Origin of the sequence: Acetobacterium bakii (assembly GCF_001263355.1) — a bacterium.
GTDB lineage: Bacteria > Bacillota > Clostridia > Eubacteriales > Eubacteriaceae > Acetobacterium > Acetobacterium bakii.
In genome coordinates, this window is sequence record NZ_LGYO01000004.1 from 19458 (window position 1) to 44283 (window position 24826).

Genomic DNA, 24826 nt, shown 5'->3' on the forward strand with positions numbered 1-24826 from the left:
TTTATTCCTCCTTTAATTTTTCCCAAGGCATGATGGCCTTTTGAATCATTGCAATCCCATAAAAGACCCCTATGGATAAAATAACAATGACAAGGATTGAAGCAAAAACCAGATCCAGGGCGAATGCATGTCTTGCTCTAAGCATGTAAACACCTAAACCTGCTTTCCCACCAAGCCATTCACCAATAACCGCACCCATAATGCTATAGGTCGCCGCAATTTTTAATCCTGAAAAAAAATAGGGCAATGCATAGGGAAATTTAATTTTTGAAAAAATCTGAATCTTTCGTGCGCCCATTGAGCGCACCAAATCAATGAGTTCCTGGTCAACACTTTGCAAGCCTTCGATCAGATTGATAGTAATTGGAAAAAAGCAGACCAACACCACAACAAAAATTTTTGGTGCAATACCAAAACCAAACCACATCGCCAATAAGGGCGCAATAATGATAATGGGAACGGTTTGCGAAATCACCAGACTTGGATAAATGGCTTTTTTAACAAGTACGAATTGATCCATAATAATCGCCATAGCAAATGAAAAAACAACCGCCACAAGCAGACCCGTAATGCCTTCAAAAAATGTTACCCCGGTGTGCATCAAAATATCGGACCAATTCAAGATAAGGGCATTCACAATATCCGTTGGTGCGGGCAATATAAACCGCTCTACCCATCCCATTGAAACAACGAATTGCCATGCAAAGAGAATGAATAGCATGAAAATTATTGGAATGAGTCGGTCACTTATATTTTGAAACTTTCTCATCGATTGTGACGCCTTCTTCCTTATAATCAATTTTCACAATAGAAACAACACGTTCAGCCCCAAGCTCTGTACAAATAGTCTGAGCTTTTTTTACAATCTCCAACAGTTCGTCCAGTTCACCTTCGATGGATGTTTCAAATGGACCAACAACATATTTTAACCCTGTCGCTTTAATCATTTCAATTACCTGATCAACCACATAATAGATCTCACAATCCGGAACAACCGGTAGTACCTGAAGACTTAAATTAACATTTGCCATTAAATCACCTCCAATTTTTTTACAAAAAAAATCTCTATCCCAAAAAGGATAAAGACGGATTATTTTATATTTCCCTCCGTTGGCATTATCCAAATCAGGTTTTGGGTCGAAACATCCAAGTTTCCTCTCAGCCAGTTAACACTAACTCCCCTTAAGTAAAGATTCTATACTAATCTTTCCTAAATGTCAATAAATCGAGTTATTTTATACCGATCTGAGTATCGGCAAAACTTTTTTCGGACATTTAGTTATCGTTGTGTGCCTAACGAATGCATTCAATCTGGGTCTGTTTGTTTAGAGGCACACAACATAATGTAATCAGGGTTACTCCCTGGCTTTTCAGGCCTTTATAAGTTAACGGTGTAGAATAAAAATTGTTTCATGTAAACTGGCAGCAAAACTCACGACAGATTCGTAATTACCTATTATATGCTCACAGTAACGCTTGCAATCGCTGCTTCGATGGAATCGTCTTTGTCACCAAAGCCCGGGAAATAAAGACCGGGTATCATTAATCCTCCTTTTACAGCTTTCACGGTGACCGTACCAACCGGAAACATTTTTTTTATTTCGGCGATGTTTAATTCTTCCGGCCTGGTAACACCGATAATCGCCTCAACCAACATTTTTTCGTTGATATTTTCTTCGGTAAAACCGCAGATCTCATTTAATCCGATCAGACAGCTTCGCGTGATGGCATCTTTTACCGCCCTGCCGGCAGCCACATTTACGTCCTGACCATGAAAATCCATACCCATTCCGAACTCAATCACAAATCTTTTTGCCATGTAAAAGCCTCCATATTTTTTTACTTCCGGTTAAACACTTGTTCATTTCATTAAATGTATTGCATCTCCGTGTACTGCATGTGCCGCCTCTAGGAGTGCTTCGCCAACCGTTGGATGCGCATGGATGGTTGAGATGATTTCATCAATAGTAGCCTCAAGTCTTATTGCCAGAGCTCCCTCTACAATCAGGTCCGTGGCTCTGGGACCTGCCATGTGCAGGCCCAGAATTTCCCCTGTGGTTGCATCCGCAATGTATTTGATTATACCGGTGGTTTCTCCCATAATCATGGCTTTGCTATTGATGTACATTGGGGTAATCACAGTTTTAACGTCATATCCTTTGGCTTTTGCCTGAGCTTCAGTCATTCCCACACCTGCCATCTCAGGTTTTGTATAGACACAGTAAGGAATGGTTCTGAAATCAATGTTTGATTTTTTTCCCATGATTGACTCTGCTGCCACAATGCCTTCCGATGATGCCACATGAGCAAGCATGACGCCACCATTGCAATCTCCGACTGCATAGATGTTTTCAATATTTGTTCTCATGTTTTTATTAACTTTTATTGCTCCTGCCTCTGTTTCAATTGCGACTTTAGTTAAACTGAGGGCATCAATAACTGGTTTTCTCCCTACTGAAACCAACACTTTCTCTGACAGAAAAGATTTCTCCCCATCCGTTGAGCTTGTCTTTACAGAAAGACCTTCATTTGTTTTTTGGATCGATCCTACTTTGGTGCTGGTGAAAATTTCGATACCTTCTTTTGCAAACTTGTCCTTAAGGGGTTTTGCAATATCATGATCCATAACCGCAACAATATCCGGTAACATTTCGATGATTGTTACCTTGCATCCGAAGGCATGGTATACACTTGCAAATTCACACCCTATGACACCTCCCCCAATAATGCATAAGCTTTCAGGTACACTGTCCAATGACAGAGCTTCTTCACTGGTAATGACTCCCGGAAGGTCTATCCCTGGAATGGGTATCATTATTGGCTTTGATCCTGTTGCTATGATTGCAAAGTCAAAGTCAATAATGCTTTCTTTCGCAAGACTCCCATCACCATTTTTGCTTTTCACCAAAATTTGATGGTCATTTAAGAAGGAGCCCTTACCCGTGACCGTGGTCACATTATTATTTTCAAATAATCCACTGACTCCACTAACTAGCTTTTTCACAATCTTCTTTTTTCTTTTCTGAAGTTTGCTCCAGTCTGCCTCGTATCCTGATACAATAATGCCCATCTCTTTTGCATCATTTTCCAGAACGTCAATAAGATCCGTCGTATACAAAAGCACTTTCGTGGGTATACATCCAATATTCAGGCAAGTTCCTCCTAAATATTTATCTTCAATCAAGGTAACCTCTGCACCTAACTGGGCAGCCCTGATTGCAGCCACATATCCACCGGGTCCTCCCCCTATAATCACTATTCTCATCATTCAACCTCCATTACAATAATAGCAATCCAGGTTTTTCAATATACTCCTTGAGCTTCGCCACAAATTGAGCAGCAACTGCCCCGTCAACAACACGGTGATCAGCAGTAAGGCTTAAATTCATCATAGGTCTTATGACTATCTGGCCATCTACTACCATTGGGGTATCCTGAATCGTATTTATTCCTAAAATCGCGACTTCTGGTTGATTAATTATGGGTGTGAAAGACTCCATGCCTAACATTCCAATATTGGTTATTGTGAAAGTTCCGCCGGTGACTTCATCACTATCAAGCTGATTGTTTTTTGCTTTTGTAGCCAGGTCTTTTATCTCATTTGAAATATCTACAAGACTTTTTACATTTGCGTATTTAACGACCGGTACAATCAAACCATCTGGAAGTGCCACTGCGACTCCAATATTGACATAATTTCTGAGGATTATTTCATCCTCAACAAGAGAACTGTTTAGAAGCGGGAATTCCAAAAGGACTTTTGATAAAATCTTAACAAGAATATCGGTATAGGAAATTTTTCCGGCACCTTTCAATTCTTCTCTTAAGCGTTTCAGGGCGGTGGTATCCACCCTCTGATTGTAGTTTACCGTGGATGCTATGTGCTGACTTTCGGACATGCGTTTTGCAATGATCTGTCTCATTAAACTCATATGTTTACGATAGTCTTGCGGATCTGCATATTTAAATAAATCTTCATTAAATTTAAATTTATAAACATCCTCTTTCATGATACGGCTTTCTTTATGAATTTTGTCCGCATCGACTCCCAGACCTTCTGCCACCACAGCTGCTGTCGGCGATATTTTTTGCTTACCAGCCTTTGATTTTTCTCCGAAATCGGTCACATCTTTTTCTGTGATCGCTCCTTGAGGCCCGGTCCCCGGAATTTCTGATATGTCAAGATTCATATCCATAGCAATTTTCTTTGCTCTGGCAGAAGCCCGAACTCTTCCTCCTTCGCTTTTGGTAACGGGAGCAGCTTCGGCTTTGGCTTCAGCCTTTGCTTCGGCTTTAATTTCTTTTGCCGGCCCTTCTTCTGCCTTGGCCAACAGTGCAGAAATATCTTCATCCGCAGTACCTACAATGGCTATGGGTTCCAAAACCCCAACCGTACCTTCAGTAACTAATATCTTTCTCAGTACCCCGGTCACGGTCGATTCAACTTCCTTGGTTATTTTATCGGTTTCCACCTCAAATACGATTTCGCCCATAGAAATGCTGTCGCCTTCGGACTTACGCCAATCGGAAATATTTCCCTCGGTCATTGTTAATCCGAGTTTAGGCATTACCATAAATTTTGCCATATAATTCAATCCTCCTTTATTTGTTTACCTTGAAAAAGCCATTCATTTGTCCAACTTCAATTGCCTTTTTAATGTCAACATGAATGGGACCATTTCTGCTTACTTTAAAAGTAAAGGTCTGATCCTTATGGAATTCTATTTCCCGCTCACCATCAAGGGCAATGGTACCTCTGCCAAAAGCAGTAAACTGATATTCGTCATTGAATCCCAGGATCACCGGCTCTTCTGTGCCAATTGGTAAAACAATTCCGGCCGCCATTGCTGTCAGTACACGGGGCTGGTTTTTATCCACAGTCACATAGGCACCAAAATCATCTTCTTCGGTTATGATGATCTTGCTGCCGACAACCGACGAAAAACCGATTGATGCCGGATGACTTCGGGCAACAATTATCTTTTCGATGTTTTCAATCAGCCAAATAGCCCTGGAACCGAGAAATAGGTCTCTGGAAATCACCGCATCAATAAGTGCAATATCCTTGGATGCATTTTCATAAAATATCTCAATAATTTTATCTTTTTTAGCATATAGATCTTTTTCAAATTTCCCAGAAGCCACCACACTAGCGGCAATTCCGGCTAGTGTTCCTTCAATCATGTCGGGATATACATTATTTGTACCCGTGGATATGGCAATAAGAGGAATTTCATTGATGTCTTTTGCCACCGCGCGATTAGTACCATCCCCGCCCAGAGTCACGATACAGCCAACATTTTTTTCATTCATCCCGCGCACAGCGTTATAGGTGTCCTCGACGCCATCAACTTTATAAAAATCGAAGACTTCAATATCGCACCTGAGTTCACCTGATGTCTGAAGTTTATCCATGACTCGGTAGCCCATGTTATAGGCGTCCGGCATCATATATACTTTTTTTACGCCATTCTGCTGAGCTCCAAGAATAACCCTTTCAACAATGTTGATTTTTTCATTATTGTCGATGACCGTTGCATGGGAAACCAGCCTTCTGATATCCTTTCCTGAAGCAGGATTGGCAATTATTCCGATTGAATTCATAAATCCACCACCTTTCCACTTTAAAAAAGTTTTGGAAATAATAGCCAATCATATGATTTTGTATTATCTCCAAAACTACAAAGGGACTATTTTACTTGTTAAAACAAGTCATTACTGTCAAAAAAGGGATTTAACGGCCTGAACAACATCCTCTGCGCTGGGCAGCACATAGCTTTCCAGGACACTGGAAAACGGAATTGGACAATTCAATGCGCCGACCCGTTTAATGGGAGCGTCACATTCATAAAAACATTCTTCGGCAATCATGGCGGCCACATCTCCGGTATAGGCGCCGCGTTTGGCTTCTTCCGACACGAGTACCACCTTGTGGGTTTTCTTGACGGATTCGACAATGGCTTCTTTATCCAAAGGATACAGAGACCGCAAGTCGATGACTTCTGCATCGATGCCGTCTTTTGCCAGCAGTTCGGCGGCTTTGAGAGCATCGTACACCTGTTTGCCATAGCTGATGATAGTTACATCACTGCCTTCTTTTTTAATATTCGCCTTTCCAAAAGGAATCGGTTTAACTTCATCTTCCACTTCTCCAGGCATGGCGTACAGAGTTTTGTTTTCCAGATAGATCACCGGGTTATCATCATCAATGGCGGTGAGCATCAGCCCAATGGCATCCTGGGCGTTGGACGGATAGACCACTTTCAGCCCCGGTACATGGGTAAACCAGGCTTCCAGGGACTGGGAATGCTGGGCTGCCGCTGCAACACCGCCGCCTGAGGGCAGACGCACCACCATTGGCAGGTTAAGTTTTCCGCCAAACATGTACCGCATTTTAGCTGCCTGGTTCACCAGTTGATCCATGCCAACGGTTGCAAAGTCCACAAACATGAGTTCCGGAATGGGCCGCAATCCCACGGCAGCAGAGCCGACGGCAGCACCGATGATCGCACCTTCTGAAATCGGCGTGTCACGTACGCGTTTTTCGCCAAATTCTTCAAACAATCCTGCGGTAACGCCAAAGCATCCGCCAAAAAGTCCAACATCTTCTCCGAATATGCAGACATCCGGATTCTCTAGCATTTTTATCCGCATACCTTCTTTGATTCCCTGACCATAAGTAAGTTCTCTCATCTTGTTCGTCCCTCCTCTACGATATCGGTGTAGACATCTTCCACTGCGGACGCCACATCCGGCATTTTGCTGTCAAGGGCAAAATCGACGGCTTCTTCCACCAGTACATCAATGTCCGTATTCAGTTGATCCAGTTCTGCCTGGGTCATTACGTTGTTTTCCAGGATGTATTTTTCCACTCTGGGAATAGGATCTTTTTTCTTCCACTGTTCCAACTCTTCAACGGGTCGGTACACTGTGGGATCGCCTTCGAAGTGACCCCGCCAGCGGTAGGTTTTGCACTCAATCAGAGTTGGCCCCTGGCCTTTTCGGGCCCGGGCAACCGCTTCATTCACAGCTTCGTATACGGCAAACACGTCATTGCCATCCACGGTGATCCCAGGTATATTATAGGCTACCGCCCGCTGGGAGATGTCTGTGATATTCTGATGGCGTGCCTGGCTGACGGAAATCCCGTAGCCATTATTTTCGCACACAAACACTACCGGCAGCTTCCAGGTGCTGGCCAGATTCAGGCCTTCATGGAAGGTACTCTGGTTGGTGGAAGCGTCGCCGAAGAAACAGGCACAGACCTGGTCTGTTCCCTTGTACTGGAATGCCAATCCGGCACCGCAGGCAATGTTATGGCCGGCGCCGACGATGCCGTTGGCACCGAGGATGCCTTTGGTGGCATCGGCAATGTGCATCGACCCGCCTTTGCCCTTACAATAGCCGGTTTCTTTTCCGAACAGTTCTGCCATCATATACTTCAGATCCCCGCCTTTGGCGATAATGTGACCGTGGCCGCGATGGGTGCTGGTAATGTAGTCATCCGGCCGCAGGCTCGAGCAGACGCCGGTTGCCACTGCTTCTTCCCCAATATACAGGTGTACGAATCCGCCGATCTGACCTTCCGCAAAAAGATTCATGGCTCTGTTTTCAAACTTCCGAATCCGAATCATCTTGGTATACATCTCAATGATGTTTTCGTTTGATAGTTTCAAAATATTTCCTCCTTTTTTATATGTTCACAGTAATGCCTACAATCATTTCCCTACATCAGTATCAAAAAAGCTCATCACCGCTCTTGTTATCCAGACCCGGATGATGATCAAACCTGACAACGCCCACCACTGCTTTTTCTTTTACAGCATTGCTTATCATTGCTGTGCCACTGTGTCCAAATCCGCCGCACAGTTCAATGGCAACAACTCCCTCCGCTGTAAGTTTCACCGCCTCTTTCACGGCGCTATCATAGTTCTGGACCCCAACGGTTATCAGGGTCACCTGTTCTGTTTCAATAACAGACCTGTGCTTGGCTGGATCTGCATTCGGTGCAATAAAAATAAACGCTGCTTTTAATGCCACAATAAACCTCCTTTTATTTTATTCGTTGCGTATTGTACATGCATATTTCATGCCAAAAATCGTTATTGTCAAAAATATTTTAAATCAAGGGTTTTATTACTCTCTTTTGCAGCGTTTACTCATACACACACCGTTAGTCTCAAAACTCATTCTCGAATTGAGAAAAATAGTCTCAAAATGAGAAAGTAGTCTCAACATTCTTTCTTCTTTTTATCACCTTGTTATCAATATGGTTTTACAATGATTTTAACGTTCTCGTCTTTTCGATTAACCAGCTCCTCAAAACCTTTTTCGATAATATCATCAATGCCGATTCTTCCAGTAACCAACGGCGAAATATCAATACGTCCATCGGACACTAAATCAATGGCCGTTTTAAAATCGCCTGCATAGGCTAATGAACCAATAATGGTTTTGTCGGTAAATACTACCGTGTTCATCTGAATGCTGGTTTCTTTTTCGTAAATTCCACTGAGAATAATTTTACCGCCTGTTCTAGCAGCTTCAATTGCTATGGGCGTTACCTTGTCACTGCCGATACATTCAAATACCACATCAGGTCCGATGCCGTCAGTAAGCTCCAGAATCCGTGCTTTAACATCGATTTCCTTGGGATCTAAAACTTCGTGAGCTCCCATTTTAGCTGCAAAATCTTTTCTTGCTTTTGCCACTTCCACCACATAGATTTTTCCGGCGCCTGCCGCTCTGGCTGCGAGAAGGGTACACAGTCCAATGGTTCCCGCTCCAAAGATCACGACACTTTCACCCTCAATAAGGGGTCCCGAGCGCACCGCATGAATACCTACCGAAAGCGGTTCGATTAAGGCGCCTGCTTCAAAGGACATGTCATCTGGCATTTTATACAAGGTATAGTCTGGAACAACAACGTATTCTGCAAAAGCACCATCGGTCATTAGGCCTGTAAATGCCAGTTTTTCACAAACATTGTACATCCCCAATTTACAGGGATTGCATTCATGACATACCCAACAAGCATCCGGAGCAACGCGATCACCAACCTTAAACCCTTTAACCTCAGACCCTACTTCAACAATGGTTCCGGCAAACTCATGTCCAAGGGTAATCGGAGCCGTCCCCCCTGTTAAAGGATGAGGTGTTGTTGTGGGTATAAAAATTGGCCCTGCCAGGTACTCATGCAAATCCGAACCGCAAATCCCACACCATTCAACTTTAATTTTTACAAAATCTTCACCTGGAAGCTTTGGCTCAGGAACGTCCATAACTCTAACATCTTTTTTTCCATACCATACTGCTGCTTTCATTATTTCTCTCCTTGTATTTAACTTCGCCCTAGTTCCAATATCAATTTTCAGTATTTTCTTAAATCCCTCCTTATATTTATTTAAATTTGTAGTAATGCAAATTTCATACCTATTGTTATTTTTATAAAATATATCTAAAAAACACTATGTATGAATGTTTTCAGACCATTAAAGCTTTATATTCTCATTGTAACTTGACTATTCTTTCTCAAAATGAGAATGGCAGTCTTATATTGAGAAAAATCAATAAAAAAATCCGCCCTACTTAGGGCAGATTTTTTCATAATTTTAGCTGTTTATATTCCATGAACATTTATGGCGTATGCCTTTATTTTCCTATATATTGTTGCTTTGCTGATGCTGAGATCTTCGGCTGCTTTAACAGCATTTCCTTTGTTTGCTAAAAGTGCATGCTCAATACTGTTTTTTTCAATCTCTTTAAAACTTTCAGCCTCAGTTTCTTCATTTAATGCTGTTTGGTAGTGATTTTTACTCAGTAATTCAATATTGTCAATGATTACTCCAACAGACAGATAATATGCTCTCTGAACAATATTTTTAAGTTCACGCACATTTCCTTTCCAATCATAATCCAGAAGTTTTTCCTCAAATAAATGACTGAATTCCTTATTTGTGCCACTATTTTCCTGATTAAGAAACATTAGAAAATATCTTCCAAGCTCTATAATATCTTCTTTTCTTCTTTTCAAAGGCAGAAGTCTCAAGTTAATGACATTCAGTCTAAAATACAGGTCCTGTCTAAAAGCTATTTTAGACATTTCATCCAGAAGATTCCGATTTGTGGCAGCAATAATTCTAACATCCAATTCACGTTCATAACTTCCGCCAATCCGCAAAACTTTATTATCATCCAAAACTCGTAGCAGTTTTGGTTGAAATTCCAGGGGTATCTCACCTATTTCATCCAGAAATAAGGTGCCGCCATTTGCTAATTCAAATTTTCCGGGCATACCACCTTTAAGCGCTCCTGTAAATGATCCATTCTCATAGCCAAATAATTCGCTTTCAACAAGTTCTTTGGGTATAGCAGCACAATTAATAGCTATAAATGGTCCATTTTTCCGGTGGCTTTCGTTGTGTATGGACTGGGCAAAGAGTTCCTTTCCGGTTCCGCTTTCACCTTCAATCAACACTGAACAGTTTGTTTTCGATATTTTTTTTGCAGTATTAATGAGTTCTATCATTTTACTGTTTTTTGTAATGATCTTGTCAAAGGTATAATTTGCTCTGAATCCAGCCACTTTATTAATTTCTTTTCTTACCTGTTTAGTTTCCCTTATGACTAAAACGGCCCCCATCACCTTATCATTAAAAATAATCGGTGTAATGTCCAAAAAGCACTCAATCTTTTTATGTCCAATCTCAAGTGTGATATCCGTAAATCTGAATTTATGTTTGTTAATGAATATGTTATTGACAATATCAACATCCTTCATAACCTGATCCATATCCAATTCTAAAATATCCTTCTCATCCATTTGGAACAACTCTGAAATCTTACTGTTGATTCTTTGAATTTTAAGATCCGTATCAATGATCATCAAACCATTGAGAATTGAATCGAGTGCGACGTCCATTAAACGGTATGATTCCAGAATTGCCAGTTGTTTTTCGATATTTTTTGCGGCAGTAACAACGATGCCATAGGTATGGGTATGAACATCTTCTGCTCTTCCTGACAGATCAAGGCAGCCGATGATCCGTCCTTTTGTATCGTGAATGGGTGCTGCCGAACAGGTCCACTGATGATGGCTTATGCAGTAGTGTTCTTCCCCAATAATCTGAATCGGCTTGTCCATCGCCAAACAGGTCCCGATTGCGTTTGTCCCCACATTTTTTTCATCCCACAAAGTACCTTTCATGAAATTTAAATTTTCATGAATCTCTTCGATGTCTTTATTAATAATGATATCAATTAAAACACTGTTTTCATCTGTTAATACAACACTATAGCTTGTTTTCATAATGATCTCGAATATATCTTCCATCACAGGACGAGCAATGCTTAAAAGCTCTTTCTTTCCTTCAAGACATTTTTTTAGGTCATCCGCTGAAATGACACTACCTCTGCCTGCTCCGATATCTACCTTCATTTTTTCACATCTGTTCCACGAATCAACAATTTCAGTTCGAACCTCTGTTGAAATATTCTCACCGCTTTTAAATCTTTCCATAAGTGTATTTGCGATCATTTCTTCCCCTCCAAATTTACAATCAAAAGCATCCGCAAAAATATGTTAACGTTTGCAATAAAAAGTTCATAATCAATGGCATTTAATAAAAACTAATCACTGGCGGATTAGTTTTCCATCGTTTATTATTCAAGGCTCATTTTCGATCTCTTTCATATTTACATTATACCCGATTTTCATCAATAGACACTTAACCATCAACTAATTTTTATTTTATATAACTGATTGGAATATTCAGCTCATAAAAATGTTCCTGATGGATACCCATCAGGAACATTTAAAAATCGTATGCTATTCTTTTTAAATCATCCATATTAACTTAACGACAAAAGTTGTTTGGAAACCTATCATTTTTTTGCTGTGTTAATTTTAATATAGCCCACCTTTTCCAAACCCGCAATTTGGATAGGTACAGGGATCACACCCCATACATAAACCGCCGTGCCCGAGTCTGATGATGTCTTCCTTTTTTAATCGCTCTCCAGCAACTATTCTTGGAACAACCAAGTCGAAAATCGTTCTTTTGGCATACATCACGCAACCTGGTAATCCAACAATTGGAATATCATTTTTATATGCAAGCATAAACATGGCTCCGGGAAGCGTTGGAGCACCATATGTTATAACGGTTGCGCCTGTATTGCGAATTCCCAAAGGTGTTACATCATCGGGATCCACTGACATACCACCGGTACAGGTAATAATCTGGGCGCCTTCATCAATCAATTGATGAATCGCAGCGGTGATCATATTTTCATCATCAGTTGCAAATAACTGGCCAATTACCTCACACCCCAGTTCTTCAAACTTATCCCGAATAACCGGGCCAAACTTATCTTCAATTCTCTTATGGTAAACTTCGCTGCCAGTGGTCACAATACCAACTTTCAATTTTCTTAGCGGGAGAATTTGAACCATAGGATAATTATTTTGACAAATGCGTTCCATCTCAATAATTTTCTGACTATCAGTAATTAAAGGTATAATCCGCGTACCGCCAACGGTGGTACCCCCATCAATCAGTCGATCTGTATGCAGGGTTGCCACCATCAGATCATTTATGCAATTAATTTCAAATAAAGCCTTATAATTCACTTTTAAAAGTCCCGCATGTTCTGCAATCAGATTAACCTTTCCCTCGGCTGGCTCAGAAAGGCTGATTCCAGGACCAGCAACCGCTTGTGCCATTCGAATCGCCGCATCGTTTTCATGTATGTCCCCTTCCTTATATTCAATAATGCCAATGTGCTCTTTACCCATGGTTAAAAGTCTTGCGATATCTTCTTCTTTTATAATATGACCTTTTTTAAATGCCGCACATTTTGATTTCCCCGGAATGATTTCTGTCATATCATGGGCCAAAAGCATTCCTTTGGATTCTTCAACAGGTATAAGTTTCATATCGATTTCTCCTCGAGTAATATGTTTACATCCTTATTCTCACAAGTCTATAACTCATTCATTTTACAATTTATTTCTTGACAAACAAAAAGAAGACCGACCGGCCTTCATTAATGCATCATTAAAACCAGAAGTATCTTATCATGATTTAATGTGTATCAACTCCTTCACAGCTTGGAGTCGCAAACGTTTTCATCAACACCCTATCTGACTTGTTCCATAACAATTGCTTTAGGAAAAGAGACTTAGAGTAAACTTTTATTAAATTCAATACTTTCATTTCCATTTCATTATATACTTTTCATCTTCAAAAGTCTATATTTTTTCTCGCTTGATTTAAATTCACACTCTTGTTATAATAAAATACAACAGAATATATCTTAGGAGGCTTATTATGACCATTGATGTCCGAGGCAAAAACTGCCCGATTCCTGTTATTATGGCAAATAAGGAAATTGAAAATAATAATTTATCATTTACCGTATTAGTAGATAATGCCATTGCCGTGGAAAATTTAAAAAAGCTGGCTAAAAACAAGGGTTACAGAATTGAATTTAACGGATCAGCATCCGATTACTCTGTGAATTTCATCAACGATAAAAATAACATCCCGGAAAATAACCCTGATAATTCACAAGCAGGCTCAACCATAAAAACTTCTCTTATACTCAATGACTGGGTATTATTTATTGGTAAAGATGTTCTCGGCGAAGGCGATCCTATTTTAGGAGATTCCCTTATTAAAATGTATTTTTACACTCTTTCTCAAGGAAACGATCTCCCGAAGGCCATTCTATTTATGAACGGTGGTGTCAAACTTCCCACTTCAAACATCCAGGTTATTGACCACCTTAAAGTCCTTAACAACAGAGGCTGTGAAATTTTTGTTTGTGGTGCCTGTTTGGATTTTTACGGACTCACCGACCAACTTCAAGTGGGATCAATTAGTAACATGTATGCCATTACTGAAGAAATCAATAAGGCTTCAAAGTTTGTGACGCTATGATTTATTATGTTATTACTTTCGCCAATACCCACTCAGCCATTATGACCCAATCCCATTTAGAGACCTACGCCAACATTTGCATCATGCCTACTTTACGGGAAATTTCTGCCGGATGTGGCATTTCTATTCATTTTTTACCTGACGAATACCATAATGTTATGACCGGTTTAAATACCCATGGATTGGATGCTAAAATGTATACGCTTTATAAAATATCTGAAGATGATGGGAAAATCTCACCAACACCACTGTCATAATCATTTTAAAATACTTTTTAATGCATGTAAACAATATTCAACTTCTTCGGGTGTGTTAAAGTGTCCCAAAGACAGCCGTATGGTTCCCTTTGGATAGGTTCCCAATGTCTTGTGAGCTAAGGGCGCACAATGAAGACCGACTCTTGTCATAATCCCATAATCTTTATCCAACTCAAATGCCACTTGAGCGTTGTCTTTCTCACTACTCATCAGAGATATGACCGCACTACGTCCGGTAATGTTAGGAATTCCAATTAGTTTTATATTATTAATATCCTGGACTCCTGATATTATTTGTTGCGTTAGCTCTAATTCTTTTTTCAAAATATTTTCCGGTCCTTTTTCTTTTAGATAATCTAAAGCTTTTGAAAGCCCATAAATCCCCGGAAGATTCAAAGTTCCGGATTCAAATTTATCGGGTAAAAAATCCGGCATTTCAAAGCTTTCTGACCGACTTCCAGTCCCCCCCTGAATAATACCTGTCATCTCTTCAGCCAATGCATCCTTTATTATGACACCACCGATTCCCTGTGGCCCAAGCAAACCTTTATGCCCTGTAAAACAAAGGGCATCAATGGCTGTTTGTGACATATTTATTGAAAAAGCACCCGCTGTCTGGGCGGCATCCACAACAAAATTCAGATGATTTTTTTTACAGATCTCCGAAACTTCATGAATTGGTAATACTGTTCCGCAAACATTGGAGCTATGCGTCATAATAATGGCCTTTGTTGTTGTTTGAATGAGGGGCTCAATTTTTTCCAATTCAAGGTTTCCCAGTTCATCACACGGCATGACGCTAAATGAAATTCCCTGGCTCTCAAGAAAAATAAGCGGCCGCATCACGGCGTTATGCTCCATGCCGCTGACCAAAACGTGATCTCCCGGTTGAAGCATTCCTTTGATCACCAAATTCAAACCTTCGGTTACGCTAGCCGTGAAAATAACATTTTTTGACGGATCTGACCCTTCTTTAAATTGAAAAAGATCACACAGCTTCTTTCTGGTTTTATAAACCGCTTCTGCTACCTCATATCCCCATTTATAGTTTCCTCTACCAACATTACACCCTTTGTTGTCCAGATAATCAGCCATGGCCAACCCAATTCCAGGAGCCTTTGGAAAAGTTGTACTGGCATTATCAAAATAGACGGTCTTTTCTGTTCTTTTCATGATTTCTCCCTCTGCTTCTCCCATCCAATAATAGATGCGCCAATTGCTCCCGCATATTGACCCAATGGATCAGTTATTATGGATTTCCCCAGGTAGCTTTCTAAGATATTTCCTATGGCTTTCGAATTAGCCAATCCCCCACTAAAAAACAATTTTTCTCCCAGCGGTAACCGTTGTGCAAAATGTGCGGTTCGTTGGGCAATTGAATGGACAACCCCCAAGGCAATATCGCCTGGGGGAACATCTTTTGCCAGTAAACTGATGACCTCGCTTTCCGCAAACACTGTACACATGCTTGAAATTTTAACCGGTGTATGTGATTTAACAAAATCATCCAGCATATCGATTTTTATTTCTAAAATCCGCATAATATTTTCAATAAAACGTCCGGTTCCCGCAGCACATTTATCATTCATCAGAAAATCAATTACCCGGCCTTCTTTGTTTAATAAAATCACCTTGCTATCCTGACCGCCAATATCAATAACCCCTTGAATATCTTGATTCAGAAAAATGCTTCCTCTAGCGTGACAGGTGATTTCTGTTACCTGTTTATCCGCTTCCTTCAATAATTCACGGCCATATCCGGTAACAACTGTGTAATTCACCTCTTGACTATACAGTTTATTATACACCTCATACAGGCTTTTTTTAGGGTTGGCCGAAGTTGGAACAATCATGGTTTTTAAGATGTTTTTTCCACTGTACAAAACTGCCTTTGTGGTTTTTGAACCGGAATCAATTCCCAATGTAATCATTATTGCGCCTATAGCATTTCTACAAAAGCAGCCATTCTGGTATTTAACTGACCAATATCTGCTGTTGAAAAATCTGTTTCCACACTCATATAGGATTTTTCTTTTTTATCATTAACAAATCGTTTAATACTTAATGTTTCCACGTTATAGGTGTGACATGCCGTTAAGATGACATCCACAACACCATCAACCTGATAGTCATCAATCATGCGATTAAGGGTTGTGATACGATTTGGATTTGGAGTCATACATGAACAGCCGATGGATAAATATTTTTCAGCCAGTGCTGCATAAACATCCGGGTTTGTTTCATCAACCATGTCCTCAATAGCCTTTGCGCCGCTGCAATTTTCAAAAGCAACAACTACCGCGCCATTATCTTCAATTGCTTTTATAACTTTTTCAGTTGCTCCGCCGATTGGACACCCGGTAATTAAAATCCTCGGTTTCTTTGAATATTTTTTTTCAACTTTATATTCTGCCAGAACCTTTTCTCTGAGGGCTTCCAGTTTTTCCGGAATGCTCCTGCGATTAAATTCGAAAGTCGTTCCAATGAGAACCTTGAACAAATCCTGTCCCAGCATAGGCACCGGATCAAGTTTTGATAATTCGTAAAAATCCTTCATGGCTTTTCGTTCCTGATTTTTCACAATAATTGCTTTTCGAATATCGTCTTCGGAAATCTCAACATTAAATTGTTTTTCCAATGTTTCTTTTAAACGGATGATTTCATTTTTCCACAATATTAAGCCATCTTCGCTTTGTACATTAGGAAGCTCCATCACATGAACAGGTTTGAACTCTTGGAGATACTCATACATTTTTTTCTTTCCATCGCAGGTGGTTTCCCCAACAATTAAATCCGAGAAATAAAAATACGGACATTTATCCGTTTTACCAAATCCGTAACTGGATTTAATTAGGGGACACAGGTTGCGGGGCAAGTCTTTTTCAGCTTCCGGAATGGTTTCATCCGAGGATGCGCAAAGACTGACAGTAGCCGCTCCCATTGCCAGTGCCACTTCCTGGGGGAAATAGGTGCAGAATACCCCAATCAGTGGAATATTCTTGTCTTTAATTTCCTTAGCAGCCAAAAAACCATTTCGTCTCGCTTCTGCGAATTCTTCGAATATAGCCGGTAATTCTGTTTGTAATTTCATTAAAATACTCTCTTTCATTTAAGTTTTATGAATAATTTCAATTCTTTTGATCTTTCTTTTGAATATTATCACATAAGGCAAAGAATATTGAATGAAATAATAGAATACTAATATTTTCAATATTCCATCTTGTTATACGTATCAGAACTTACAACCTGAAATTTTCTCTGATTCATGATTCGATTGATATATATTTAACAACCTTGGTGTTAAAAAAAGGCCATTTTCATGGCCAGAGACTGTAATTAAACAAAAAGCAGTGCCGACAATTGGTCGGTACTGCTTTCTAACTTATTTTTTAAAATTATTTTCGCCTGTACAATAGTGAGTATGCAGCATATGATGAGATTCCTTGCCATTTGGTGTCAGTAAATAATCTTCATAGATTTTTGCAATTGCTGGATTCTCATGGGATTTTCGAATGGTCAGCTCGGCATCGTGTGCGTAGGTTCCTTTTGTTCTTGCTTCATAGGCAGCTTCTTTTTCACTGTCTAAAAGAAGTTTAGGTTGCCCACCACCGCTGACACAGCCTGCCGGACAGGTCATGACCTCAATAAAATGCAGGTCAAGCTTGCCCGCTTTGAGATCTTCCATAACTGGTATAACATTTTTAAGGCCTGCTACAATCCCCACCTTTAAATCAATATCGCCAACCTTTAAGGTTGCAGTACGAAAAGCATCACTGCCGCGAACAGCACTAACATCAACTGCAGGAATAGGCTGACCTGTAATGAGTTCATAACCTGTTCTGATTGCTGCTTCCATAACACCGCCAGTAACACCAAAGATGGTTCCTGCGCCGGTATACATACCCAGTGGTTGGTCATAGTCTTCTTCCGGCAGGCTATTAAAGTCAATACCCATATCTTTAATGAGATATGCAAGCTCTCTTGTTGTAATGGCAACATCAACATCCTGATAACCGCTGCTGTTCATCTCTTCACGATTGCACTCAAATTCTTTACAGGTACAAGGCATCACTGAAACTGTAAAGATTTTAGCTGGATCATAATTATCAAGTTCTGCGCCATAGGTTTTGAAAATTGCGCCCATCTGCTGCGGTGATTTACAGCTTGACAGATGATCTTTCATTTCCGGATAATTTCTCTCAAGGAAGGTAACCCATGCTGGGCAACAGGATGTAAACATCGGCAGTATTCCGCCTTCTGTCACTCTCTTAATCAGCTCAGTTCCTTCTTCCATAATGGTAAGATCGGCGTTGAAATTGGTATCATAAATTTTATTAAATCCAATTCTTCGAAGAGCGGCGGCCATTTTTCTGGCAGCCAGTGTTCCCAGCTCGCCCCCAAAGTCTTCAGCAATCCCAACACGTACAGCCGGTGCACACTGCACCATGGTGATGGTATCTTTATCTGCTAATGCAGCCTTTACCTTATCCAGGTTACAATTGTTATAGGCTGCAAAAAGCGGTTCTAAAACCGAGTTTGGCAGATTTCTTTCAGCTCTTTTGTTATCATATGCTTCTGCACCATGATCAACAATCGAAACATATGCTTTGCATTTCTGGACGCATTGGCCGCACATGACACATTTGTCATAATTTATTTCCTGAGGTTTCCCCTGTTCGCCTTCGATGGCAGACACTGGACATACTTCTGCACATTCTCTGCAACCGGTACATATATCTTTATCAATATTAATAATCACTTGTTTATCCCTCTTTCCAACTTAATATTATAAGTTACCCGTCAGTGTTAATGCAATGGCAGCTCTGATGCTCTTTTCTTTTCGATCATCTTCAAGGTCTATCAGTTTGAGAACATCATGTGGGCAAGCGGCTATACAAGCAGGTCCATTTTCAAGCCCTGAGCAAAGATCACACTTGAAAGCTGATTTTCTCACTTCATCTGTACCAATCTGGGAAACTGCTTTGCCTTTTTTTGCAATTGGAAGCATTTCAACTGCCCCGAAAGGACAAGCCATCATGCAATTTTTGCAGCCAATACAAAGATCCTCATTAACAAACAGGACTCCATCAACTTTAGTGATTGCTTTCGCTGAACATGAATTCAGGCAAGGTGCATCTTCACATTGTTTACACTGAATCGGCAAACAATTACTCTCAAGTTTAATTAAAAACAATCTCGGTGTGACAGGTATTTCCACGGTTCCTACTGTGTGCGCAACTTTGTTACCCTTTTGGTTGTGTGAAGCAAAACATGCGATTTCGCAAGCTTTGCAGCCTGTACATTGATCACTGCAAGCTACAACAAATGAACCTAATTTTTTATTCATTTTACCCTCCATTTTTCTTTTAAGATCTTAAATATAGAAAAGAATTTCTCAAATAATTTGTTCTTTTTTTTTTTACAATGGCTCGAAATGTTTCCTCACCCAGATCAATTCGATTTGGATGGGTGTAAACATTCATTTGTTCGCCCCGAACAAATCCAACTAAAGTAATCCCTGCTTCATCAGCTCGTGAAATGCTTAAACTCGTCGGTGCTGACTTTGATAATACAACCGGAATGTTGCCTTTCTCGGCCTTTAAAATCATGTCCGAAGACATTCTTCCGCTGACCACAAGGATTTTATCCCTGCAATCAATATCATTCATAACACAATATCCAATTACCTTATCCACTGCGTTATGACGTGCTACGTCCATAATGGTAATGACTTCCTGATCCCCATTATAGATTGCAACGCTGTGAAATCCACCGGTTTCCAAAAAAAGTTCTGTTGGCTTAAGGTTTTTTCCCATTATTTGATAGATGGTTTGAATTTTAATTACTATCGGTTTCTCTAATGGTTCCTTTAGAGGACTGGTAACCTGTTCAGCGACCTGCATTTTTACAAGATTCTTTTTTTCTAGGACTTCTATACTCAGTATGTCTTGCTTTCCGCTTAGCACACCACAACTCATGAGGTATCCTACTGCCAGTTCTTTTAAATCTTTCGGTGTGCAGTAGAACGTGTTAAACTCTTTGTCATTTACATAAAGCTTTAATGGATATTCTGTAATAATCGATTCATCAACAATATCCGATTGCTCACCTTTAACTTTTACCACGGCTAGCTTTAAAAAGGTATTCAAGTTTGCAGCGCCTCCTCTCTCTTAATCATTTCACATTCATTATCCCAAAGAACCGCAAGAAACGGGCTTTACAAGTTTCTCTTTGATTCCTGGGCAGTCGTCAAGTGAATACGAGCACTCATTTGGCGACTGCCCGGGGTAAAATTAACCTCTCAAAAAATAGACTGTATCAAAGGTCGGCATGAGTATACTTTATAAGACTCTGCATTGCTCCGATACAGTCATCATCATGTATTCTGAGAATATTTTATGATCCTTTTACCTGAGACAGGGAAATAGCCGCGGCCGTCCGTTTGTTTGAAACAGAAACTGCAACATCTTCTTCGGTGACAAGTTTTAATGCGGCGGTAGGACAGACTTGAATACAGGCTGGCCCTTCTTCTCTTCCGATACAAAGATCACATTTATTCGCAACGATGCGATCACTGTTATCCAATTGTTTTTTTCCATCACTGGCTACTACCATATCAATGGCCCCGTAAGGGCAAGCAATCATACAGGTTTTACAGCCAATACACTTATCATGTAATACCACTACCGTATTGTCAATCATTTCAATAGCGCCCACCGGACAGACATTCATACAAGCAGGATTTTCACAATGCTTGCATTGCACGGGTATAGTGATGGTTGCTGTTTTTACAATATCCAGTTTTGGATTGAATACATATTCCCATGGATTCATTTGAAATATTTTTTCACCTTCGTGAGCAACAACACACCCGATCATACAGGTTCTACAGCCAATACACAAGTCAGGATTACCTTTTACAAAATAATTCATATCCTACACTCCTTTTTTGGCAGTATCGATGCCCATATTTGTTCGAATACTCTCATATGAATCCTTGACAAACTGCTCTGCACTTGCCTGATCGTCGATCTTTTCCAAATTAATGGCACAATACTTCGATTCAGGAGTGTTACTGATGGGATCCAGATATGGAGTTGTCAGCTCATTACATGCGCCGATCCACCATTGATAAGTCATGTAGGTCGCACCTGCTTTAACCCGTTCCGTTGGCATAACCCGGGTAATAAGACTTCCCCGTCTGGAGTATACCCGAATAAGGTCACCCTCTTTAACATTAAGCTTTTCACAATCCGCCGGACTCATCTGAATCCAACCCGGTTCGTCTTCCAAGTTTGCTAATGCACGGCAATTTCCGGTCATTGTTCGAACCGAATAGTGTCCTACTTCTCGAACCGTTGACAGTGAGTAAGGATATTCTGAACTTTCAACTTCACAAGGCGGCCGCCATTCAGAAGCGAAGAACTTTCCTCTTCCGTCTGGATGCGCAAATTTCCCTCCTTTATGAAGGTATGGTGTGCCCTTGTCTTCCATGGATTCATCCCGACATGGCCATTGAATACTTCCTAATGCTTCTATTTTTTCATAGGTCGCACCATAGAAACTTGGAGTTAAACTTCTCATTTCGTCCCAGATTTCCTGGGTGTTTTTGTAATTCATGGGGTAACCCATGGCAGTTGAAATCAAAGAAATGATTTCCCAGTCGGTTTTAACATCACCTTTTGGTTCGATTGCTTTTCTAATTCTTTGGAATCCACGATCACAACAGGAATAAATCCCATCATGCTCACCCCAGGAAGTCGAAGGTAAAATAACATCTGCATGAAGACCGGTTTTATTCATAAAAATATCCTGCATAATGACAAAATCAATTTTGTCCAGTGTTTCTCGAATTTCTGCAAGATCAGGATCTGATTGTGCCGGATCTTCTCCGAAAATGTAGTAGGCATGAATTTTCTTCGCTTCGTCTTTTTCTTCAAGAACACGATGAGGAACATGTGTCAGCGGTATTCCAACCTTATTTGATAATGGCACGCCCCAGGCCTTTTCAAACTTTTCCCGGACTGCATCATCAGTAACCGATTGATATCCTGAATAACAATTAGGTAGAGCACCCATATCACAAGCACCCTGAACATTGTTCTGTCCTCGAACTGGACCGATACCCATGTTTGGCCCGCCAAAGTTTCCAGTTAAGAGTGCCAGACTGGCAAGTCCTTTTACAACATCAACCGCCTGGGCAAACTGGCATACACCCATTCCATAAAGGATCATTGATGTTTCGGCTTTGGCATAAGCTCTCGCTGCTTCCCGAATAAGATCAGGCGACACATGACAAATCGGCTCAGCATATTCCGGTGTATATTTTTCAACAATAGCTTTATATTCCTCATACCCTGAGGTATGATCTTCAACAAACTTCTTATCTGCTAAACCTTCAGCAATAATGACGTTTCCAATCGCATTAATTAATGCCATGTTGGATCCGCCTTTTAGTTGGAGATGCATATCTGCAATTCGTGCTGATTCTGTAATACGAGGATCGGTAACGATCAACTTTGCACCCTTTTGTTTAGCTTTTACAATTCTTCTGGCTACGATTGGATGTGCATCCGCTCCATTATAACCAAATATAAATAATAACTTCGCATCTTCAATTTCTGGTACGCCCATTGACATGGCGCCGCTTCCTAATGAGTACTGTAGACCCGCTACAGATGGAGCATGTCAGACTCGGGCGCAGTGATCCACATTATTCGTACCAACAGCAGCACGCATAAATTTCTGCATCACATAGTTTGCTTCATTTCCTGGGCCACGGGCAGAGCCTGTTCCCATAATTGAATCCGGACCGTATTTGGCTTTGATCTCTGAAAGTCGACCAGCAGTATAGCTGATGGCTTCATCCCACTCCACCTCTTCTAATATTCCGTTTTTTCTGATCAATGGCTTGGTAAGCCGTTTCGTCAGAATCTGCGGATCATTTAAAAAATCCCAGCCATAACGGCCTTTTAGGCATAAGGTTTCTTCATTGGTTCTACCTGCTGCTGGGGTCGCGCTAACAATTTTACCATCGTTTACATTAAGGTATAATTGACAACCCGCGCCACAATAAGGGCAAGTAGTTAGTATCTGTTTTCCCATAATACATCCTCCTTCTTCTTAGTAATCAAGTTTGTCCTAATTATGTCATATGGTTGTGTGTATTGTCAAACAGATCTCCGTTCACAACAAATATTTACCCTATAATTTCAACCCCATCAAATAAGAATTTCTTGAAATGAATTATCCGAAATCATTCTGATTTTTCATGTTGTTTATGCGTATTTTTTACTGGAAAATTAAGAATATCCGTTTTTTATCTCTTTAGCGACAATTTCTCGCCACTTTCAATCCTTGTGAACCGTTGCATTTTTAATCATTTGTGTAATTCTTATCTTTTTTTGCTATTATTTTAGAATTCTACCGCCAATAAATTCGTAATTTATTGGTCTTTTAAGGTTTTCAGTAAAATATTGACTAACTCAAAGTATAAGTCACCATTATTTATCAATACATTACTCCAATACAGTCATATCAGCCTCTCAAAACTGTGTTACCCTTTTACCTGAGACAATGAAATTGCTGAAGCCGTCCGTTTGTTCGAAACAGAAGTTACCACAGCTTCCTCGGTGACGAGTTTTAATGAAGCGGTGGGACAGACTTGAATACAGGCAGGTCCCTCCTCTCTTCCGACACAGAGGTCGCATTTATTGGCAACCATTCGGTAACTGTTATCCAATTGTTTTTTACCATCACTGGCTAACACCAGATCAATTGCCCCGTATGGACATGCAATCATACAGGTTTTACAACCGATGCATTTATCCTGATATATTACCACTGTATTATCGATCATTTCAATGGCTCCCACCGGACAGACATTCATACACGATGGATTTTCACAGTGTTTACATTGTACCGGCACTGTAATAGTTGCTGTTTTTACAATATCCAGTTTGGGATTAAATACATAGTCGCCGGGTTTCATTTGGAATATTTTTTCGCCTTCGTGCGCGACAACGCATCCGATCATACAGGTTCTGCATCCAATGCACAAGTCTGGATTGCCTTTTACAAAATAATTCATATTCTCCACTCCCTTTTGGCTGTATCAATGCCCATACTTGTTCGAATGCTCTCGTAGGATTCCTTAATAGACGTCTCGGCCCAGGCCTGATCGTCTATTTTCTCAAGATTAATAGCACAATACTTTGATTCAGGGGTGTTGCTCACTGGGTCGAGATATGGCACGGTTAATTCGTTGCACGCACCAACCCACCATTGATAGGTCATGTAAGTAGCTCCCTTTTTAACCCGCTCTGTTGGCTTTACTCGGGTGATCGTGGTTCCCCGTTTCGAGGATACCCGAATCAATTCACCCTCTTTAACCTTAAGTTTTTCACAATCTTCAGGACTCATCTGAATCCAGCCTGGCTCATCTTCCAGGTTTGCCAGTGTCCGGCAGTTTCCGGTCATTGTTCGAACCGAATAATCTGATTTCGCAAATTCCTTTTTGTTTATGTAATATTTTCATCTTGCGCTTGACTTCAACACTTCATACTCCTTATAATGAATTCTGAAGAGTAATGCCAATAACCGAAATTATACCTAATTTAGAAAGAG

Annotated in this window: 23 protein-coding genes, 1 pseudogene and 1 riboswitch; of the genes and pseudogenes, 2 read left to right on the plus strand and 22 right to left on the minus strand. The window is 40.5% G+C overall.

Annotation, left to right across the window (positions count from 1 at the left end; all coding sequences use genetic code 11):
- Position 1: 1 nt before the first annotated feature.
- The 12 genes from AKG39_RS01160 to AKG39_RS01215 all read right to left on the minus strand — a co-directional run bounded on the left by AKG39_RS01160 (position 2) and on the right by AKG39_RS01215 (position 12937).
- The gene (locus tag AKG39_RS01160) at positions 2-682 is read right to left on the minus strand and encodes an ABC transporter permease (protein ID WP_278277894.1); all 681 of its coding nucleotides are present in this window, start codon (positions 680-682) and stop codon (positions 2-4) included.
- 61 nt (positions 683-743) lie between these two features.
- Positions 744-1031 (minus strand): thiamine-binding protein, encoded by a 288-nt coding sequence (locus AKG39_RS01165; RefSeq protein ID WP_050738529.1) that lies wholly within the window; start codon positions 1029-1031, stop codon positions 744-746.
- Between the two features lie 54 nt (positions 1032-1085).
- Positions 1086-1193: riboswitch (TPP riboswitch) on the minus strand.
- A 263-nt stretch (positions 1194-1456) separates the two neighbouring features.
- On the minus strand, positions 1457-1819 hold the full coding sequence (locus tag AKG39_RS01170; RefSeq protein WP_050738530.1) for a Lin0512 family protein: 363 nt from the start codon (positions 1817-1819) through the stop codon (positions 1457-1459).
- 42 nt (positions 1820-1861) lie between these two features.
- Positions 1862-3268 (minus strand): dihydrolipoyl dehydrogenase, encoded by a 1407-nt coding sequence (gene lpdA / locus AKG39_RS01175; RefSeq protein WP_242852531.1) that lies wholly within the window; start codon positions 3266-3268, stop codon positions 1862-1864.
- Between the two features lie 10 nt (positions 3269-3278).
- The gene (locus AKG39_RS01180) at positions 3279-4586 is read right to left on the minus strand and encodes a dihydrolipoamide acetyltransferase family protein (protein ID WP_050738532.1); all 1308 of its coding nucleotides are present in this window, start codon (positions 4584-4586) and stop codon (positions 3279-3281) included.
- 16 nt (positions 4587-4602) lie between these two features.
- Positions 4603-5604, minus strand: coding sequence for an ATP-NAD kinase family protein (locus AKG39_RS01185; protein ID WP_050738533.1), 1002 nt, complete (start codon positions 5602-5604; stop codon positions 4603-4605).
- A 117-nt stretch (positions 5605-5721) separates the two neighbouring features.
- Positions 5722-6693 carry an alpha-ketoacid dehydrogenase subunit beta gene (locus AKG39_RS01190; RefSeq protein WP_050738534.1) on the minus strand — a complete coding sequence of 324 codons (972 nt, stop codon included), beginning with the start codon at positions 6691-6693 and terminating at the stop codon, positions 5722-5724.
- Positions 6690-7679, minus strand: a complete 990-nt coding sequence (locus AKG39_RS01195; protein ID WP_083439353.1) for a thiamine pyrophosphate-dependent dehydrogenase E1 component subunit alpha — start codon at positions 7677-7679, stop codon at positions 6690-6692. The genes AKG39_RS01190 and AKG39_RS01195 overlap by 4 nt, the downstream gene beginning before the upstream one ends.
- Positions 7680-7737: 58 nt before the next feature.
- Positions 7738-8040, minus strand: coding sequence for a DUF6506 family protein (locus AKG39_RS01200; RefSeq protein ID WP_050738535.1), 303 nt, complete (start codon positions 8038-8040; stop codon positions 7738-7740).
- A gap of 224 nt (positions 8041-8264) precedes the next feature.
- Complete coding sequence (locus tag AKG39_RS01205) at positions 8265-9323, minus strand: 2,3-butanediol dehydrogenase (RefSeq protein WP_050738536.1); 1059 nt, start codon at positions 9321-9323, stop codon at positions 8265-8267.
- Between the two features lie 296 nt (positions 9324-9619).
- Positions 9620-11536 (minus strand): sigma-54-dependent Fis family transcriptional regulator, encoded by a 1917-nt coding sequence (locus AKG39_RS01210; protein WP_050738537.1) that lies wholly within the window; start codon positions 11534-11536, stop codon positions 9620-9622.
- Positions 11537-11905: 369 nt separating this feature from the next.
- Entirely contained in the window at positions 11906-12937 is a 1032-nt protein-coding gene (locus AKG39_RS01215; protein ID WP_050738538.1) for a molybdopterin-binding protein, read from the minus strand.
- A 394-nt stretch (positions 12938-13331) separates the two neighbouring features.
- On the opposite strand from AKG39_RS01215, the gene yedF reads away from it, so the two are divergent.
- The gene (yedF, locus tag AKG39_RS01220; protein ID WP_050738539.1) at positions 13332-13943 is read left to right on the plus strand and encodes a sulfurtransferase-like selenium metabolism protein YedF; all 612 of its coding nucleotides are present in this window, start codon (positions 13332-13334) and stop codon (positions 13941-13943) included.
- Positions 13940-14200 (plus strand): putative Se/S carrier protein, encoded by a 261-nt coding sequence (locus AKG39_RS01225; protein ID WP_050738540.1) that lies wholly within the window; start codon positions 13940-13942, stop codon positions 14198-14200. Before yedF ends, AKG39_RS01225 begins: the two co-directional genes overlap by 4 nt.
- On the opposite strand, the gene AKG39_RS01230 is transcribed toward AKG39_RS01225, so the two are convergent.
- The 10 genes and pseudogenes from AKG39_RS01230 to AKG39_RS01280 form a co-directional block, all read right to left on the minus strand.
- The gene (locus tag AKG39_RS01230; protein WP_050738541.1) at positions 14201-15373 is read right to left on the minus strand and encodes an aminotransferase class V-fold PLP-dependent enzyme; all 1173 of its coding nucleotides are present in this window, start codon (positions 15371-15373) and stop codon (positions 14201-14203) included. It abuts the gene before it with no gap.
- Positions 15370-16131 (minus strand): acyl-CoA dehydratase activase, encoded by a 762-nt coding sequence (locus tag AKG39_RS01235; RefSeq protein ID WP_050738542.1) that lies wholly within the window; start codon positions 16129-16131, stop codon positions 15370-15372. The genes AKG39_RS01230 and AKG39_RS01235 overlap by 4 nt, the downstream gene beginning before the upstream one ends.
- An 8-nt stretch (positions 16132-16139) precedes the next feature.
- Positions 16140-17291, minus strand: coding sequence for a double-cubane-cluster-containing anaerobic reductase (locus tag AKG39_RS01240; RefSeq protein ID WP_050738543.1), 1152 nt, complete (start codon positions 17289-17291; stop codon positions 16140-16142).
- 291 nt (positions 17292-17582) lie between these two features.
- Positions 17583-18959 (minus strand): [FeFe] hydrogenase, group A, encoded by a 1377-nt coding sequence (locus AKG39_RS01245; protein ID WP_050738544.1) that lies wholly within the window; start codon positions 18957-18959, stop codon positions 17583-17585.
- Positions 18960-18986: 27 nt separating this feature from the next.
- Positions 18987-19547 carry a 4Fe-4S dicluster domain-containing protein gene (locus AKG39_RS01250; RefSeq protein WP_050738545.1) on the minus strand — a complete coding sequence of 187 codons (561 nt, stop codon included), beginning with the start codon at positions 19545-19547 and terminating at the stop codon, positions 18987-18989.
- 19 nt (positions 19548-19566) lie between these two features.
- Positions 19567-20349, minus strand: a complete 783-nt coding sequence (fdhD, locus tag AKG39_RS01255; protein WP_050738546.1) for a formate dehydrogenase accessory sulfurtransferase FdhD — start codon at positions 20347-20349, stop codon at positions 19567-19569.
- A 247-nt stretch (positions 20350-20596) separates the two neighbouring features.
- A complete protein-coding gene (locus tag AKG39_RS01260) occupies positions 20597-21133 on the minus strand; it encodes a 4Fe-4S dicluster domain-containing protein (protein ID WP_050738547.1) in 537 nt (178 codons plus the stop codon).
- A gap of 3 nt (positions 21134-21136) precedes the next feature.
- The gene (gene fdhF, locus AKG39_RS01265; RefSeq protein WP_083439354.1) at positions 21137-23305 is read right to left on the minus strand and encodes a formate dehydrogenase subunit alpha; all 2169 of its coding nucleotides are present in this window, start codon (positions 23303-23305) and stop codon (positions 21137-21139) included.
- A gap of 451 nt (positions 23306-23756) precedes the next feature.
- On the minus strand, positions 23757-24290 hold the full coding sequence (locus AKG39_RS01275; RefSeq protein ID WP_050738550.1) for a 4Fe-4S dicluster domain-containing protein: 534 nt from the start codon (positions 24288-24290) through the stop codon (positions 23757-23759).
- Positions 24287-24694: pseudogene (locus AKG39_RS01280) on the minus strand (molybdopterin dinucleotide binding domain-containing protein); the annotation flags it as partial. The gene AKG39_RS01275 and the pseudogene AKG39_RS01280, both read right to left, overlap by 4 nt.
- Positions 24695-24826 lie beyond the last annotated feature (132 nt).

Coding starts and splice junctions, on each gene's coding strand:
- AKG39_RS01160 (WP_278277894.1), bottom strand. CDS start 682: ATGGGATGGGTAGAGCGGTTTATATTGCCCGCACCAACGGATATTGTG.
- AKG39_RS01180 (WP_050738532.1), bottom strand. CDS start 4,586: ATGGCAAAATTTATGGTAATGCCTAAACTCGGATTAACAATGACCGAG.
- AKG39_RS01170 (WP_050738530.1), bottom strand. CDS start 1,819: ATGGCAAAAAGATTTGTGATTGAGTTCGGAATGGGTATGGATTTTCAT.
- AKG39_RS01215 (WP_050738538.1), bottom strand. CDS start 12,937: ATGAAACTTATACCTGTTGAAGAATCCAAAGGAATGCTTTTGGCCCAT.
- AKG39_RS01205 (WP_050738536.1), bottom strand. CDS start 9,323: ATGAAAGCAGCAGTATGGTATGGAAAAAAAGATGTTAGAGTTATGGAC.
- AKG39_RS01230 (WP_050738541.1), bottom strand. CDS start 15,373: ATGAAAAGAACAGAAAAGACCGTCTATTTTGATAATGCCAGTACAACT.
- AKG39_RS01165 (WP_050738529.1), bottom strand. CDS start 1,031: ATGGCAAATGTTAATTTAAGTCTTCAGGTACTACCGGTTGTTCCGGAT.
- AKG39_RS01225 (WP_050738540.1), top strand. CDS start 13,940: ATGATTTATTATGTTATTACTTTCGCCAATACCCACTCAGCCATTATG.
- AKG39_RS01185 (WP_050738533.1), bottom strand. CDS start 5,604: ATGAATTCAATCGGAATAATTGCCAATCCTGCTTCAGGAAAGGATATC.
- AKG39_RS01210 (WP_050738537.1), bottom strand. CDS start 11,536: ATGATCGCAAATACACTTATGGAAAGATTTAAAAGCGGTGAGAATATT.
- AKG39_RS01275 (WP_050738550.1), bottom strand. CDS start 24,290: ATGAATTATTTTGTAAAAGGCAATCCAGACTTGTGCATTGGATGCAGA.
- AKG39_RS01240 (WP_050738543.1), bottom strand. CDS start 17,291: ATGAAATTACAAACAGAATTACCGGCTATATTCGAAGAATTCGCAGAA.
- AKG39_RS01250 (WP_050738545.1), bottom strand. CDS start 19,547: ATGAATAAAAAATTAGGTTCATTTGTTGTAGCTTGCAGTGATCAATGT.
- AKG39_RS01190 (WP_050738534.1), bottom strand. CDS start 6,693: ATGAGAGAACTTACTTATGGTCAGGGAATCAAAGAAGGTATGCGGATA.
- lpdA (WP_242852531.1), bottom strand. CDS start 3,268: ATGATGAGAATAGTGATTATAGGGGGAGGACCCGGTGGATATGTGGCT.
- yedF (WP_050738539.1), top strand. CDS start 13,332: ATGACCATTGATGTCCGAGGCAAAAACTGCCCGATTCCTGTTATTATG.
- AKG39_RS01260 (WP_050738547.1), bottom strand. CDS start 21,133: ATGAATTATTTTGTAAAAGGTAATCCTGACTTGTGTATTGGCTGTAGA.
- AKG39_RS01235 (WP_050738542.1), bottom strand. CDS start 16,131: ATGATTACATTGGGAATTGATTCCGGTTCAAAAACCACAAAGGCAGTT.